At 60.7% G+C, this 14,945-nt stretch carries 15 protein-coding genes; 4 read left to right on the top strand and 11 right to left on the bottom strand.

The features are described from left to right. Window positions 1-58: 58 nt before the first annotated feature. Window positions 59-1,015, bottom strand: coding sequence for a putative manganese transporter (locus tag F8C90_RS01265; RefSeq protein WP_158048639.1), 957 nt, complete (start codon window positions 1,013-1,015; stop codon window positions 59-61). A gap of 94 nt (window positions 1,016-1,109) precedes the next feature. Between F8C90_RS01265 and F8C90_RS01260 the strand changes: the two genes are divergently transcribed. Next, the gene (locus F8C90_RS01260) at window positions 1,110-1,820 is read left to right on the top strand and encodes a DUF554 domain-containing protein (protein WP_158048638.1); all 711 of its coding nucleotides are present in this window, start codon (window positions 1,110-1,112) and stop codon (window positions 1,818-1,820) included. Between the two features lie 58 nt (window positions 1,821-1,878). On the opposite strand, the gene F8C90_RS01255 is transcribed toward F8C90_RS01260, so the two are convergent. The 10 genes from F8C90_RS01255 to F8C90_RS01210 form a co-directional block, all read right to left on the bottom strand. Beyond that, window positions 1,879-2,532: a DUF1847 domain-containing protein gene (locus F8C90_RS01255; protein WP_170264485.1), complete on the bottom strand. Its 654-nt coding sequence runs from the start codon at window positions 2,530-2,532 to the stop codon at window positions 1,879-1,881. A 336-nt stretch (window positions 2,533-2,868) separates the two neighbouring features. After that, complete coding sequence (groL, locus tag F8C90_RS01250) at window positions 2,869-4,503, bottom strand: chaperonin GroEL (RefSeq protein ID WP_158048636.1); 1,635 nt, start codon at window positions 4,501-4,503, stop codon at window positions 2,869-2,871. Between the two features lie 161 nt (window positions 4,504-4,664). Beyond that, window positions 4,665-4,952: a co-chaperone GroES gene (locus F8C90_RS01245; protein ID WP_158048796.1), complete on the bottom strand. Its 288-nt coding sequence runs from the start codon at window positions 4,950-4,952 to the stop codon at window positions 4,665-4,667. Window positions 4,953-5,148: 196 nt separating this feature from the next. Beyond that, window positions 5,149-5,937 carry a response regulator transcription factor gene (locus tag F8C90_RS01240; RefSeq protein ID WP_158048635.1) on the bottom strand — a complete coding sequence of 263 codons (789 nt, stop codon included), beginning with the start codon at window positions 5,935-5,937 and terminating at the stop codon, window positions 5,149-5,151. After that, window positions 5,924-7,168 carry a sensor histidine kinase gene (locus F8C90_RS01235; RefSeq protein ID WP_246155726.1) on the bottom strand — a complete coding sequence of 415 codons (1,245 nt, stop codon included), beginning with the start codon at window positions 7,166-7,168 and terminating at the stop codon, window positions 5,924-5,926. The genes F8C90_RS01240 and F8C90_RS01235 overlap by 14 nt, the downstream gene beginning before the upstream one ends. A gap of 181 nt (window positions 7,169-7,349) precedes the next feature. Next, on the bottom strand, window positions 7,350-7,919 hold the full coding sequence (locus F8C90_RS01230) for an MOSC domain-containing protein (protein WP_158048633.1): 570 nt from the start codon (window positions 7,917-7,919) through the stop codon (window positions 7,350-7,352). A gap of 304 nt (window positions 7,920-8,223) precedes the next feature. Next, window positions 8,224-8,871: a M48 family metallopeptidase gene (locus F8C90_RS01225; RefSeq protein ID WP_158048632.1), complete on the bottom strand. Its 648-nt coding sequence runs from the start codon at window positions 8,869-8,871 to the stop codon at window positions 8,224-8,226. Window positions 8,872-8,923: 52 nt separating this feature from the next. Then, window positions 8,924-9,781, bottom strand: a complete 858-nt coding sequence (gene rsmI, locus F8C90_RS01220) for a 16S rRNA (cytidine(1402)-2'-O)-methyltransferase (RefSeq protein ID WP_158048631.1) — start codon at window positions 9,779-9,781, stop codon at window positions 8,924-8,926. 138 nt (window positions 9,782-9,919) lie between these two features. Beyond that, complete coding sequence (locus tag F8C90_RS01215) at window positions 9,920-10,750, bottom strand: phosphoenolpyruvate hydrolase family protein (RefSeq protein ID WP_158048630.1); 831 nt, start codon at window positions 10,748-10,750, stop codon at window positions 9,920-9,922. A gap of 214 nt (window positions 10,751-10,964) precedes the next feature. Further along, on the bottom strand, window positions 10,965-12,173 hold the full coding sequence (locus F8C90_RS01210) for a Tm-1-like ATP-binding domain-containing protein (RefSeq protein ID WP_158048629.1): 1,209 nt from the start codon (window positions 12,171-12,173) through the stop codon (window positions 10,965-10,967). A gap of 316 nt (window positions 12,174-12,489) precedes the next feature. On the opposite strand from F8C90_RS01210, the gene F8C90_RS01205 reads away from it, so the two are divergent. The 3 genes from F8C90_RS01205 (at window position 12,490) to F8C90_RS01195 (ending at window position 14,843) form a co-directional block, all read left to right on the top strand. Further along, window positions 12,490-13,617 (top strand): Ig-like domain-containing protein, encoded by a 1,128-nt coding sequence (locus F8C90_RS01205; RefSeq protein WP_158048628.1) that lies wholly within the window; start codon window positions 12,490-12,492, stop codon window positions 13,615-13,617. Next, the gene (locus F8C90_RS01200; protein ID WP_158048627.1) at window positions 13,533-14,426 is read left to right on the top strand and encodes a hypothetical protein; all 894 of its coding nucleotides are present in this window, start codon (window positions 13,533-13,535) and stop codon (window positions 14,424-14,426) included. Before F8C90_RS01205 ends, F8C90_RS01200 begins: the two co-directional genes overlap by 85 nt. 240 nt (window positions 14,427-14,666) lie before the next feature. Next, on the top strand, window positions 14,667-14,843 hold the full coding sequence (locus F8C90_RS01195; RefSeq protein WP_211360976.1) for a hypothetical protein: 177 nt from the start codon (window positions 14,667-14,669) through the stop codon (window positions 14,841-14,843). Window positions 14,844-14,945 lie beyond the last annotated feature (102 nt).

Raw genomic sequence — 14,945 nt, 5'->3', positions numbered from 1 at the left:
TCCGTGCCCTTTCGTGCGCTTCCGAACCAATGAATCATGCTCGAACAGTGTAGCAGAATTAGAACACGATGCCCGCAGCAGAGACAATCGCTCCTGCCACAATGCCGACGACGAGGAGTATTGCCACGATGATGAGGTTTTGCTTAGGACGGCGGTTCGCTCGGAAGAGGACAAGCAGGCCGACGCCCGCCGAGACGAGCAGGCCCGCGAACATGGCCCCCGCGCCGAGCACGCCTTCCACATACAGGTCGGCGATAACGACGCTCGCTGCGCAGTTCGGGATGAGGCCCACGATGGCCGCCACAACGACCGAAAGCGCGCTGTTCGAGCCGAGGATCTGTGCCAGCGCGTCCTCGCCTACCGTTTCGAGCACCACGTTCAAAAGCAGCGTGACGATGAAAATGAAGACTGTGACCTGGGCAGTGTGCTTGAGCGCGCTCTTCACGATGGAAGCGCCCGCATGGTCGTGATGGTGCTCCTCGTCCTTTTCCGCCTCGTAGGCAAGCTCGGGATTCTCCTCGCAGGCGTGACATTCGCCGTTGCAGTGGCAGTGATCGCGCTGGCAGAGCTCGTGGATGCGTAGATGCTCTTCGGGACGATGGAGCAAGCGGAGCACGCCGTCGAGCGCAAGGCCCGCGACAATGCCCACGACCACCTTCGCACCCAGGATAGCGCCCATGGTGGAAAGGGGCACCTGAGCCGCGAGGAAGATGGGGATCATCTCATCGGAGGTGGACAGGAGCACGGCGATGAGCGTGCCGACCGTGATGACGCGGCCCGCATAGAGCGTCGACGCCGCCGCCGAAAAGCCGCATTGGGGCACGACGCCGAGCACCGCGCCAATGACGGGGCCCGCCTTCCCCGCGCGCTTGATGGCGTTTTGCGCCTTGTCGCCCGCCTTGTGCTCGAGCCATTCCATAGCCAGATAGGTGACGAACAAAAACGGGATGAGGTAAAGTGTGTCTTCAATTGAGTGTTCGAGGACATGCCCCGCGATATGCATGATTTCTTCCATAGCAAGGTATTCTAACGCAGCGGCATTCGCGCAGGCGGCAACGTGGGCGCAGTTTCGCCAAGCGACACGAAAAACAGAAGGAGCAAACACGGCCATGATCGGAACCATCGTCAACACCGCGGCCATCGTCGCAGGAAGTGCCATCGGAAGCCTCGCGAAACGCGGTCTTGGTGAGAAGTACCAGGACATCCTGTTCTGTGCGATGGGTCTTGCGGCGACGGGCCTGGGTCTTCATTCCGTTGTCGAGGGCATGAGCGGAAGCGTCTATCCCGTGCTGTTCATCGCGAGCCTTGCCATCGGCGGCGTCGCGGGCACGGCGATCGACATCGAGGGACACTTCGACCGCCTGACCGAGCGCCTGTCGAAGCCTAAGGCGGGCGAAGGCGGCGGAACAAACCTCTCACGTGGTCTTTCGACCGGCATCGTGCTGTTCTGCTTCGGCACGCTTTCCATCTTGGGGCCGATCAATAGCGCGCTTTACGGTGACGAGACGTTTCTGCTCACCAACGCGACACTCGACTTCGTGACTTCAATGGTGCTCGCATCGTCATTCGGCATCGGCATGGCGCTCGCGGGCGTGGTGCTCTTTTGCTGGCAGGGTTCGATCTTCCTTTTGGCGCAGTGGCTCGAACCGCTTATGACCGCGAACCTGATGTGCGAGATCACCATCGTCGGCGGTTTTCTGATTCTCGCATCGGGCCTGTCCATCTTGAGGATCAAGGAGATTTCGGTCATGAATCTCCTGCCCGCACTCTTAGTGCCGCCCGTCTGGTTTGCCATCCTGCCGCTTTTGCCCCTTGGGTGAGCTATCTTTGACATCGAGCATAAGTCGCTCGTGCCTCGCGGGAGGTGTCTTAAGCGCCTCATTCCCCTTTGCCGGACGCGATTTCCCCAATTGTTTTTTCCAACTTACGCTTGTAAACAGAATCGGCGGCATAAAGCACTGAGCAGGGGTTATGCACCGTCATAAAATCCTTTGCAACCAAGGTCACTGCGGGCGCATTCGAATACTTGCAGAAAAGCGCATCGTGTCCTACGCAAATTCCCATCAGGATATTCAGATCCGTCTTTGCATCGTTGAGCAACAGAGCCTGCATGATTGGATTGCAGATAACACTATCTTCCGCCAATGAGGGCGCGCCAATGTTCAGGTCGGCTTTCATGTTGCTTTCCAACTTGCAGCCAACTACCTGCACTTCAAACCCAGCCTTCCTGAGAAGCTCTGTCAGGATACGCGTTTCCCTCAACATTGCCGTGCAGGTTGCTATGCCAACAAGAGACGCCCCCATGCAGGACGCAAACTTGATCGTGTCCTGAACGCGTGTCGAATTAACCGTTTCAGCGCTGACTATCGCGGCAGATTCCATTATGAGATGGTTCTCGGGTTCGTTGTAGAGACGCAGCGCCTCGTCATGCATTTCTTTGGTAATTGCTGCTTGAACGCAGAAATCAGGCGCCGTCTTGTCCAGGTGTTCGCAAGCTACAACCCGGCAACTCTCGCAAGCAATATCGCTCATCGTCCTCAACGCCTTTCGATTCCGCATTGCACTCAATTCCGCAAGGGAACGAAGATGCCCCGTCTTGCGTCGTTACGCTCAGCCACAAAATAACACCCAGCAAGAGGAAAGGCAATTCTTGACAAGTGCTCCGACCAGAGCACCCTGCGCATGGGGGAAGTGCGAAGCGCCACGCTCGCTCCGAAGACAGCGAGGGCCCGCCTGGCGAGTTCAGGTGGCGCGAAAGGTTGAGGACGCGTACTTCGGTACGCGACGAAACCTTGGAGCGCCAGCTGGACCGCCAGACGGGCCCGCAGCGTCGAGCTGTTTCGCTGGCTGCAAAGCCAGCGAAACCTATTACATCATGCCCATGCCGCCGCCCTGGCCTGCTGCGGCGAGAGCGGAGAGGTCGGGACCGTCCTTGGGGATCTCGTTGATCGTAGCCTCGGTGATGAGGATGAGGCCGGCGACGGAAGCTGCGGACTGCAGCGCCGTGCGGGTAACCTTGACCGGGTCATTTACGCCCATCTCGATCATGTTACCGTACTCGCCGGTTGCGCAGTTCAAGCCTTCACCGGTGGGCAGACCCTTGATCTTCTCGACCACAACGGAGCCTTCGAAGCCGGCGTTCTGGGCGATCGCGCGAATCGGGGCCTCGAGGGCCTTGCGGATGATGTCGATGCCGACGAGCTCGTCCTTATCGGTGGTCTCGATCTTGTCGAGCTCGGAGACAACGTCGAGCAGAGCGACGCCGCCGCCAGGAACAATGCCCTCTTCGACAGCTGCGCGCGTTGCCTGCAGCGCGTCCTCGATGCGGGACTTCTTCTCCTTGAGCTCGGACTCGGTTGCAGCACCGACCTTGAGCACTGCCACGCCGCCGGAGAGCTTGGCGAGGCGCTCCTGGAGCTTCTCGCGGTCGAAGTCGGACTCGGTGCGGTCGAGCTCGGCCTTGATCTGGGCAATGCGGTCCTCGATGTCCTTCTTATCGCCCGCGCCGTCGACGATGAGCGAGTTCTCCTTGGTGACCTTGACGGTCTTAGCGGTGCCGAGCATGTCGATGGTGACGTCGGCGAGCGTCATGCCGAGATCCTTGGAGACGACGGTCGCGCCGGTGACGGCGGCCATGTCCTCGAGGATGCGCTTGCGGCGATCGCCGAAGCCGGGGGCTTTGATGGCGACGCAGTTGAAGGTGCCGCGCAGCTTGTTGAGCAGGATGGTGGCAAGCGCTTCGCCTTCGACGTCCTCAGCGACGAGGAACAGCGGGCGGCCGGTCTTGATGATCGACTCGAGCAGCGAAACCATATCCTGGATGTTGGTGACCTTCTGGTCGGTGAGCAGGATGAACGGGTCCTTCAGATTCGCTTCCATCTTCTCGGCGTCGGTCGCCATGTACGGAGAGATGTAGCCGCGATCGTACTGCATGCCCTCGACGATGTTCACGTCCATGCCGAACGTCTGGGAATCTTCGACGGAGATGGCGCCGTCCTTGCCGACAGCTTCCATAGCCTCGGCGATCTTCTCGCCGATTTCGGGGTCGCCCGCGGAGATGGTGCCGACGTTGGCAATCTGCTCTTTGGTGTCGATGGTCTGGGCGTTCGCCTTGATGGCCTCGACGACGGCGTTGGTCGCCTTCTGAATGCCGCGGCGGATGCCGAGCGCGTCAGCGCCAGCGGTGACGTTGCGCAGGCCCTCGTTGACGATGACGTCGGCGAGCAGGGTTGCAGTCGTGGTGCCGTCGCCCGCGTCGTCGTTGGTCTTCACGGCAGCCTCGCGGATGAGCTGGGCGCCCATGTTCTCGACGGGATCTTCCAGCTCGACTTCCTTCGCAACGGTGACACCGTCGTTGGTGACGACCGGCGCGCCGTAGGACTTCTCGAGGGCGACGTAGCGGCCCTTGGGGCCAAGCGTGACCTTCACGGCATCGGCGAGCTTGGAGACGCCGGCCGCGAGAGCGGAGCGGGCGTCAGATTCGAACTTGATATCCTTAGCCATTTTTAGGCTTCCTTTCCTTGAAAGAACTCAGCAACGTAAAGGACGGGGCTTCGCGGAAGATTCCGAAGCGGAAGCGCGATGCGCTTGCACCTTGCTATCGAGCGCGAACGCAATGCGGCGCGGTGCGATTTCGGGACAACCGCGGAAAGCCGTCGGGAGAGCTATTCGAAGACCGCGTAGATGTCCTCGGAGCGAAGAATCATGACCTCTTCGCCATTGACCTTGACTTCGGTTCCGCCGTACTTGCCATAGAGCACGCGGTCGCCTTCCTTCACGGGCACGGGAACGAGGTTGCCGTCCTTGTCGAGCTTGCCCTCGCCCACCTTGAGAACGACGCCCGTCTGGGGCTTTTCCTTCGCATCGTGTGCGAGGATGAGGCCACCTGCGGTGGTTTCCTCTGCTTCGTCCTGCTTCACGATGACGCGATCGCCGAGCGGCTTCAGGTTCATCATTGCTTGCCTTCCTCTCATCAACCTTGAATCGATGGTTGCTAATACCGAGCTTTCGAGTGCTAGCACTCTTCGAACGTGAGTGCTAACAACATTGGGTTACTATAGCATCTGGGAAGGCGAATGCAAGCATTTTGCAGAAAACTTGAGCGATAGGGACTTAGGTTTTATCGAATCGCCACACTGCGTTCATATTTCAGTTCGCACGCGGGGAAACGAGCCCGCCCTCATAGGCGCACACCACGAGCTGCGCCCGGTCGTGCGCATCGAGCTTTCCCATGATGCGGGCGACGTGCGTTTTCACCGTTGCAGGAGAAATTATTAATTCGCCTGCGATTTCCTCATTGGTAAGCCCGCGCGCAACCAACGTGAGAATCTCTCGCTCGCGGTCGGTGAGCGACCTTATGGCCTCCCGTGCGTGCGAGCCCTTCGGCATGCCCGCGCGAGGGCGCGACGCCACGAACGTCTCCACCAAGCGTCGCATGACCGAGGGCTGGATGAGGGCATCGCCGCGTGCGACGATGTGGATGGCCTCGACAATGTCGTCGGGCTCGGCGTCTTTCAGCAAAAAGCCGCTCGCCCCCGCAGCGAGCGCGTCGTAGACGTACTCGTCGATGTCGAACGTGGTGAGAATGAGGACATGCGTGCCCGAGAGCAGCGGGTTTGATGTGATGTCGCGCGTGGCGTCGATGCCGTTTCGCACCGGCATGCGGATATCCATGAGCACCACGTCGGGGCGGATCTTCTGGGCGAGGTAGACCGCCTCTTCGCCGTTGCGCGCCTCACCTTCGACCGACAACCCGTCGTAGGAGTTGAGAATCATGCGGAATCCGCTTCTCACGAGATCCTGGTCATCTGCGATGAGGATGCGCAGCGTTTCCCTCGATGGAGCCCGGTCGCTTGTCTCACGGGCTCCGCCGGCATCGCATTTCCCGAAGCCGGAAGCCGCAGGAAAGCTCGCCGCCTTCTGCCTATCTTCGCTCATGGAACCCCCTTTCCCCGCGCGCAGCGCCAAAACCGGAGGACTCGTCGCCGACGGGGATGGACGCGCGAACGCGAAAGCCGCCGCCGGGAAGAGGGCCCGCGTTGAGGGTGCCGCCGAGCAGCTTCGCGCGTTCCCTCATGCCGTCGATGCCGTGTCCGCCCGTCGGGGACGCCCCGTCCGCAGCGCCCAGCAAGCCGTCGCCATCGTCTTGCACAGTGAGCAGCGCCCTCGCGCCGTCGCTTTCGAGGACGATCGACGCATTTTTTGCATGGGCATGGCGGACGATGTTGGTCGTAGCCTCGCGAGCGATGCCGAACAGCGCGATGTCGATGAACGCCGGCGTCGCTTCCCGATTGTAGCCCGACACGTCGAGTGTCGTTGTAACCCCCGCTTCTTGAAGGTAGTCCGCCAAATCCATAAGACGCGCCGTGCCCTCGGTCGGTGTGGTCTCGGCGGAGGAATCTCCCGTCTTGAGCACGCCGATCATCGCACGAATCTCCTCGAGCGCTTCTTTCGCCGTCTCGTGCGCGAGCGACACCGCCTCCCTTGCGGCGGCGGGATTGCGGTCGATCAGGCGCTCGGCTGCTGCAGTCTGGATGCTGACCGCCGAAAGTGAATGGGCCGTGATGTCGTGGACCTCGCGAGCGATGCGAACGCGCTCCTCCTCGACGCGACGAGCCGCCACCTCCTCGCGCGTGCGCTCGGCCTCTTCGGCGCGCTGCTCGGTGGCCCGCACGGATTCGCGATGGGCGCATACGGCAAGCCCGCCGAGCGCCGAGACGACCATGAGCACGAGGTTTTGCACGTATACCCAGAACCACAGCGCAGCCGAGGTTCCGCCGTACGTCGCCGCCGCAAGCCCCAAGGCGCTCGCGGCGCAGGCGACGCCCATCTCGACGCGCGAGCATTCCACAACAATGGTGAACAGAGCAACCATCGGCCCAAAGACGGCGAGCATAGACCCATGGAAAGAGTTTTGCAATCCAACGAACGCCACGAGCGTGAACACGAAGACAAGCCAAGGGGATTTCCTGCGCGCCACGAGGGGAAACGTCGTGAGTGCAAGCGCGATGAAAGATGATGTGGCGGGAACGACGGCCTCGATGCCGAGCATGCGGCGCAAAGCCTCGTCGGGAAGGATGAGACTTGCAGAGACCATCAACTGCACGGCGCCGAAAGCAAAGGCGGCAAGCGCCACCGCGACGTCGACCGCCCAATCGCGCGGGCCCATTTTCCGATTATGTATAAGCACGCTGTCCATGCCCCCATTATGTGCAAACCCCGCACGACGCGCCATACGCCATGCGGGGTATCCGACTCGTGGCGCGCTAGGCCTGCGCGACAAATTCGACACTCCGGGATATTGGGAGACGCGGCGAGAATCCTGCCTGGTGGCAAGCGCGGTGAACCCGCTACGCGTTGGCGGTAGCGGCCTCTTTCGCCTTCGCAGCTTTCTCCGCCGCCTCCTCGGCGCGCACCTTGGCGATCTCGTCGAGCGCTTCCTGCGGGGTATACTGACAATGGCCATCGCCCATCTTGGTAACGATGATGGAGTCGCCCACAGACACCGTGCCGCCGGTAACGACCTCGAAGAAGATGCCCTCGCGCGGGAAGATGCAGTCGCCCGCCAGGTAATAGATAGCGCATTTCTTGTGGCATACCTTGCCGATCTGGGAAAGCTCGAGGGTGACCTCGTCGCCGATCTTCACCTGAGTGCCGAGCGGCAGCGCGAGCAGGTCCATACCCTCAGTGGTGATGTTCTCGGCGAAGTCGCCTTCCTTCACGTCGAGACCCATCGCGCGCGCCTTCTCGATGGACTCCCATGCGAGCAGCGACACCTGCCGATGCCAGTCGCCTGCATGGGCGTCGCCCGTCACACCATGGTGCGGGTCGATATGGATTTGTCCACTCTCAACTGGCTTTTTGCGCGTACCCTTGCGCTCGGAGACGTTGACGGAGCGAACATGGCCGGTGTTTTCCATGATGGTTTCTCCCCTCAGTGCGAAAAAGGCCGCCAGTCCGTGCGAGCGAGCTCGCGGCGAGGACTTGCGGCCTTTACGTAACTTCTAGTAACTGAGTAGGAATAATAGAACGCTTCGCTATTAAACGCAAGAAGGAATAATCGTTTTCCCATCGTTGCACGATTTTCGTTGCGTTTCGCGCCTTTTTGTCACGTTTCATCTCAACACAGGCTGGGAGGTCGCGGATCTCTGCGAGGGCGCAAGGGCTCGCGCGTACGCGGGCACAGGCGGGCATGCCTGGACGCTCGCTGGAAGGGACACCCCCTTAGCGCAGCTTCGCGCGGCGCTGCTTCCAATCGGGCATAAACGCGTCCATAAGCTGGTGAAACCTTGGACCGTGGCCGCGCTCCAGCAAGTGACACAGCTCGTGGACGACCACATATTCCAAGCATTCCGGCGGATAAAGTGCCAACCGCACATTGATGCAGATGCGCCCTGTCGCCGGCTGGCAACTGCCCCAGCGGCTCGTCATGTTGCGATACGCGAGCTTGCCCGCCTTCACGCCCATGATCGGCTCCCACGCGGCCACGAGCGCGGGCACACATGCGCTTACCGTTTCGTGCCATGCAGCGACTTCTTCGGGAGTCGCCTGGGCCGCACGCGCCATGGGAGTTTGCGCGGCTTGCGCCATGCGAGATGCGATCCACGCGCTCTTCGACCTGATGAAAGCCTCGACTTCGGAATCCGAGACCCACGAAGGCGCCGACACGTCGACGTGCGATCCGTCGCGCGCGATCCGCAGGTTTACGTTTTTCACGCGCTTGCGGACGATATGCGCCTCGATTCCATCTACGACCGTGATTTCGCCCGAGGGCGAGGGAGCGGGGGCGCAGGCACGTGCCCCTTTGTTGGAACGTTCGCTATTTCGCACGCGTTTTCCCTGGTCGAACGCTTGTTTTTCACGTTCGGTCATTTTACGCGTGCGCACGGGCCCCGATTGGTTGGAATACGGCACAATGCAACCTTTAGGCGTCGAGCGCGATCTCGTAGGCGGCGTTCCGGGGAAGCCCGAACTCGGCAGCGACCGCCTTGGCGATTTCCTTGTTGCGTGCACCTTCGGCCTTGAGCTCGGCAGCGCGGGCGCGGGCGGCCTCGGCGGCATCGAGCTGAGCTGCATCCTCCTCAGCGGCGCTCGGCTCGTCGATCACGATGGCGATCTCGCCCTTGATGGAGCCCTCTTCCGCGCGTCGGGCGAACTCGTCGCGCAGGCTCGGCAGGGTATCGCGCACCACTTCCTCGTGCAACTTGGTAAGCTCGCGGCACACCGCCGCCTCGCGCAAAGGAAACGCCTGGGCCATCGACTCGAGCGCCGATGCCACGCGATTGGGGCTCTCGTAGAAGATGAGCGCAGCATCGAGAGTGCGCAGCGCGTCGAGCGCCGCCTTACGCTCGACATCCTTGCGCGGGAAGAAGCCGCCGAAGTAGAAGCGGGGACACGTGCAGCCGCTTGCCACGTACGCCGTGGCACAGGCGGATGCGCCGGGGAGCACCTCGACAGGCGCGCCAGCTTCACGAGCTGCGCGAACAAGCCGAAGCCCTGGATCGGACACGCCCGGCATGCCGGCGTCGCTGCAGTACGCGATCACCTCGCCGGCAAGCACGCGCTCTGCAATCGAGGCTGCACGATCGCCGATGAGCGCCTCGTCCAAACGCTCGAGCCGTTTCTCGATGCCGAAGGCGGCAAGCAGCTTCCCCGTCACGCGCGTGTCCTCCGCGCAAACGACGTCTGCCTCCCCGAGCGCCGAAACCGTGCGCTCGGTCATGTCGCCTAAGTTGCCGATGGGTGTCGGGCAGATGATGAGTTTTCCAAGTGTGTTAGCCATGCGCGTTAGTATAGCGCGAGCAAAACCACGGTGCGCAGAAAGGAGCGCACCCAACATGAGAAAAGGGCGCCCGCCGCGACGCAAATCGCAACGGACGCCCTTCGCGCGAGCCTCGGTGGAACTTGGAACCGAGAGCTGTTACTTCTTGATAGCTTTGAAGGCCTCGGTCTGGGCCTTGATGCCGCGCTCGGCAGCCAGGCGCTCGATCGAGGTGGCGCCGAAGAAGCCGTCGATGCCGGGCACGTGCTCAATGACGTACGCCGCGTCCTTCGGCTCGGAAATCGGGCCGCCGTGGCAGATGACGAGCGCGTCGGGGTTGATGTCCTTCACGACCTTCACGATGCCGGTGATGATCTCCACGCAGTCGTCGAGCGTGCGCGCGGTCTCGGCACCGATCGTGCCGCCAGTGGTGAGGCCCATGTGCGCGACGATGATGTCTGCGCCGGCCTTGGTCATCGCAGCCGCCTGCTCCTCGTCGAAGACGTACGGGCAGGTGAGCATGTCGAGCTTGTGAGCCTCGGCGATCATGTCGACCTCAAGGCCGTAGCCCATGCCGGTCTCCTCAAGGTTCTTGCGGAACACGCCGTCGATAAGGCCCACGGTCGGGAAGTTCTGCACGCCGTTGAAGCCCTGATCCTTCAGCTCGGCCAGGTACTTCTTCATGACGCGGAACGGGTCGGTGCCGCAGACGCCGGCGAGAACCGGGGTGTCCTTCACGACGGGCAGCACCTCGGCGCCCATCTCGACGACGATCTGGTTCGCGTCGCCGTAGGAAAGCAGGCCCGCAAGCGAGCCGCGGCCGGCCATGCGGAAGCGGCCGGAGTTGTAGATGACGAAGATGTCGGCGCCGCCGGCCTCAGCCGACTTCGCCGTGATGCCCGTGCCGGCGCCGACGCCGAGCAGGATGTTGCCCTCGGCGAGGGACTTACGGAAACGATCGAGGATTTCCGCGCGGGACAGTTCAAGCATGGTGTTCTCCTTCTTTTCGAGTACTACCTTTTTCTTGCCGAACATATGCGTTCACGGCGCGCCCGCGAGTTAGAGCGGACGACGCCGATGAAGCCTGGGGGAAGGCGCCGCCGCCCCGCAGCAAGCCCGACAACGACGGGATGGCTGCGATCCGGCGCGGCGCGGTGCCAGGGAGGGGAAGGCGGAAGCGCGTCGCCCCGCCTTCCCGGTCGTGCTATTTCTCCATGAGATCGATAAGTTTCTGAGCTGCGGCGATCGCGAACTCGTCGTCGTTTACGTGTGCATCCATCTCGACGACCTCGGCCTTCGCGGGGTCGATCTCGTCCTTGAGCGTCTTGAAGAGCGCCGCGTCCTCTTCGGGGCCGTAGAACGGCTGGCCCTCGGCGTCGATCATCGACACGCCCTTGAGCGGCAGCATGACCGCGCACGGGCCGATCGACATGTTCACCTTTTCGGCGATGGCATGGCCGATCCGCTCGTTTTCCTCCGCCGTGGTGCGCATGAGCGTGACCGTGGGGTTGTGCTTGTACAGGTTTCGGGACTTATACTGCTCGGGGACGGTTTCCCACGGCCCGAAGTTAACCATGTCGTCGGCGCCGACCGACACGACGGCGGGCACGCCGTTCAGGGCAGCCGCGCTGCAGCGGTCGGGGCCTGCGGCAAGCACGCCCCCGACGACCTCGTCGCACCATTCGGTGGTGGTCAAATCGAGCACGCCCTTGATGAAGCCGCCGTTGACCAGCGCTTCCATGCATTTTCCGCCCGTGCCCGTCGCGTGAAACACGAGCACCTCGAAGCCCTTCGACTCCAGATAGGCCTGCGCCTTCTGCACGGCGGGGGTGGTCACGCCGAACATGGTCGCGGCGACGAGCGGCTTGTTGTCCTCGTGCTTGGGGGCAACGTGCTCGAGCATGCCCGTCATGGCGGCGATGGCGTTGTTGAAGATGGTCGCCGAGAAGGAGTTGATGCCCGCCACGTCGACGATCGAGGGGAACATGGCGATGTCCGACGCGCCGATGTAGGGCGACGTGTCGCCAGACGCCATGGTGGACACCATGACCTTCGGCACGCCGATGGGCAGCTTGCGCATGCCGGCGGTCGCGATGGTGGTGCCGCCCGATCCGCCCATGGAGAACACGCCATCGAAGCGGCCGTTCGCGTAGAGCGTGGGCAGAAGTTTCTCGACGCCGCGCGTCATGGTCTCGGTGGCGAAAGCGCGGTCCTTCTTCTCCACGATGGTCGACATCTCGATATCGACCGCCGCCGCGACTTCCGTGTTGGGAACGTCGGGCATGGTTTGCGGGTCGAAGACGCCGCAGTGGATGGTGAGGGTGTTGATGCCCAGCTTCTCAAAGCGGGCTTTCACATAGGCGAATTCCTCGCCTTTCGTGTCGAACGTGCCGATGATAGCAACTGTTTTCACACAGGCCTCCTGACGTAGGGTTTCGACTCGCTGCCCAGTTTAGTTCGTGCTCTACGGTTAGAAGACCTCGTTTGTCACTCGCCACAGCATCACGACAATTCCGCAGAGGGCGTTTGTTACGCGACGGGTGGCATAAAAGGGATGCGAAGGGAGCACACGCAGCGTCGAAAGCGCAAGGACACCGCTATCCGAAACGGCTTCCCATCCTCGGACACCCCCAGCTTCATACGCACGAAGAGGCACTGAAGGAAGGAAGGTTTCTCTACGATAAGTAGAGAAACCTTGACAGGCCTGTCAAGGGGAAAGGAATGTGACCATGGACGCCGAAAAAGAGACCGACAGCAACAAATCAGCCCCGAGCCATTGCAAAACCGAGCGCGAAGAGCCAAGCATCAAGAACGCGGCCGAAGCCGAGGGCAGTAAAAACGAATCTGATGTCGAAGCGGACGGGGTTTCCCAAGCCGCAGACGAGGCCGAATGCGTCCTCGAAGCCAAAGCAATCGAGGCGCCTGAAGTCTCAGGCGAAGGTGGCATTCAAGGTCACGACCCAGAGCAAACTGAAGAAGGAGGCAGCGCGAGAAGCCCTCATGCGGACGGCCCGGACAACCTTCCCGTTCTCAGCGAGGCGAAGGCGCAGTCGAATGCGTATCGCTGCAAGAAGTGCGGTGCCGCACTCGAAGGCGATGCGGCGTTCTGCCCCAAGTGCGGCACCGCCACCTCCCCCTCCTCGGCTGCGTGTGCGGGCAAGCTGAAGGCGAACAAAAAGGTCTTCGGAATCGCGGGCGCCATCGTGGTCGCGGCGATAGCCGCCATATGCTTCGCGGCCTTCCGCCCCATCCCCGTCGACACGCTCTCCATCACGCAAGCCGACAAGGAGGTCTATGTCGGCTACCCGTCCAGCCCCGTCAAAGTCGCCTACACCCCGACCGACGCGCGGCAAACCAAAATCACCTGGTCGAGCTCGGACGAGTCGGTCGCGACCGTCGATTCGGACGGCATCGTGAACGCCATGGGCACCGGAACCGCGACGATAACCGCCGAAGCCGAAAGCGGGGCCACGGCGACCTGCGAAGTGCAGTGCTACGCCATCCCGAACTTCAAGCAGATTGTCAAAGATAAGTGCAATGACGATTCGACGTACTGCACCGTCGCCCCCGATGGGCTGTCCCTTCAAATTGACACGAACCCCACTGATTCGAAAAGCGACATCACGCAATCATGGGGAGACGTCGTCGCCTCCCCCTATGTCCAAGCTACCAACAAAGCGCTCGGTCTGCCTGATTCACTCTGGAATTCAATGAAAAACACCACGGGATCGCAAGGTAAGCAGACCAAGACCTACGGAATCATCGAGGTGTCTTGGAGTTACCTCCCCAGACACGGTTTAGAGGTGCTCTACGAAAACACCTCAGGAAAAACTCCCGTGAGCGGCACCACTGCATAGCCGAAAAGCAAAATGGCTTCGAACATGGCTTCGGTTTTCGCGGGCGACAGCACAGAAGAGATTACTCTCTCGAAATCGAGCACCCAACCCACCTTAAAGATTCGAAGCTGGAACGTGAGGGGACATACGAAATCGATGGAGAGAATCTCTACATTAGCTTTCCCGAAGGAAAAGGACAAAGCGCCGGTGCCATATCCATCTCTTTCAAAGCAGTCGAAAACGCTGAGGCGACAATCGACGGGGACACTCTGACAACGAACGGTATTTCAACAAAGGGAGGTGAAACCGTCGCGAATAAATCCACGGACGAACAGTACCAAGAATACGTTGATCGGGTTGTCGCGTTGGGACCCAAAAAGCTTGCAGTAGGCGAAACGGGCACCACAAACTTGGCGACATTCACCATCGATTCATTATCCTACGTCGATGAAGTCTACCCTTCGGACACCTCTGGTTTTTACAGCTACTATACTCATCAGAATGGCAAGTCCTACTTGCTGGCAAGAGTCACTTACACGAACATCGGCACAGAGTACGCCTTGCCTGGATATGCCACCGAAGCATCCTTCGAAATCGCTGGAAACAAATACTCAGGTAAGATTGAAATCGATGCTGGACCTCGCTTTGGGAGCAATTACCGCGTCGAAGCGAAAGATACAGCAACTGTTGCTATTTATTGTCTCGTTCCCGATTCTGTGAAAGATTCGGGCGAAACTAAATTGACATGGAGCATTCCCACCGACCAGCAATATATGAACACGTACTACCGATCGACCTTCCCTCATGATGATTTCGTTATCACCATGTAGACCGGTTAAATGAGCTAAACGCAACAGCGGCTCCAAGACGCCCCATCTAACCGCAGCGTCACCGAAAAGCTCAGTTAAGGCGGTGTAATTTGCAAAAATGCGAATTTATATCGCCTTAACCGCCATTTTGGAGGATCTGATGAAGCTGTTCCACCGCACGTCGTATCTGAAAAAGCTCCAGCCCTTCTACGACAGCGATCCCATCAAAGTTATAACGGGCATTCGCAGATGCGGGAAATCGTGCCTCATAAAACCGTCATCGAAGAACTGAGGGAAGCAGGCATCGAAGAAAGCCGCATCGCCTATCTCGACCTCGACGCCCGCGGCAACCGCAAAATCACGACACCCGACCAACTTGATACGCTCATAGAGCAGTCGATCGATCTTGGTTTGGTAGTGTCCCGAATGTTGGTGTAGAGCTCGGTTCTCGAGGGTAGCCGCAGGCTGCCCGAGGAGCCGAGAATCACCTAGAATGCCGTCATTCTAGCGCATGCTACGCCGCCTTCCTGCCGGGAATCG

This window comes from Ellagibacter isourolithinifaciens (genome assembly GCF_008831035.1).
GTDB classification, from domain to species: Bacteria; Actinomycetota; Coriobacteriia; order Coriobacteriales; family Eggerthellaceae; genus Ellagibacter; species Ellagibacter isourolithinifaciens.
This window is presented reverse-complemented; position numbering and strand designations above follow the sequence as displayed.

Bases quoted from the DNA above. Each gene is read 5' to 3' on its own strand.
- F8C90_RS01265 (WP_158048639.1), bottom strand. From the start codon at position 1,015: ATGGAAGAAATCATGCATATCGCGGGGCATGTCCTCGAACACTCAATT.
- F8C90_RS01260 (WP_158048638.1), top strand. From the start codon at position 1,110: ATGATCGGAACCATCGTCAACACCGCGGCCATCGTCGCAGGAAGTGCC.
- F8C90_RS01255 (WP_170264485.1), bottom strand. From the start codon at position 2,532: ATGAGCGATATTGCTTGCGAGAGTTGCCGGGTTGTAGCTTGCGAACAC.
- groL (WP_158048636.1), bottom strand. From the start codon at position 4,503: ATGGCTAAGGATATCAAGTTCGAATCTGACGCCCGCTCCGCTCTCGCG.
- F8C90_RS01245 (WP_158048796.1), bottom strand. From the start codon at position 4,952: ATGAACCTGAAGCCGCTCGGCGATCGCGTCATCGTGAAGCAGGACGAA.
- F8C90_RS01240 (WP_158048635.1), bottom strand. From the start codon at position 5,937: ATGAGCGAAGATAGGCAGAAGGCGGCGAGCTTTCCTGCGGCTTCCGGC.
- F8C90_RS01235 (WP_246155726.1), bottom strand. From the start codon at position 7,168: ATGGGCCCGCGCGATTGGGCGGTCGACGTCGCGGTGGCGCTTGCCGCC.
- F8C90_RS01230 (WP_158048633.1), bottom strand. From the start codon at position 7,919: ATGGAAAACACCGGCCATGTTCGCTCCGTCAACGTCTCCGAGCGCAAG.
- F8C90_RS01225 (WP_158048632.1), bottom strand. From the start codon at position 8,871: ATGACCGAACGTGAAAAACAAGCGTTCGACCAGGGAAAACGCGTGCGA.
- rsmI (WP_158048631.1), bottom strand. From the start codon at position 9,781: ATGGCTAACACACTTGGAAAACTCATCATCTGCCCGACACCCATCGGC.
- F8C90_RS01215 (WP_158048630.1), bottom strand. From the start codon at position 10,750: ATGCTTGAACTGTCCCGCGCGGAAATCCTCGATCGTTTCCGTAAGTCC.
- F8C90_RS01205 (WP_158048628.1), top strand. From the start codon at position 12,490: ATGGACGCCGAAAAAGAGACCGACAGCAACAAATCAGCCCCGAGCCAT.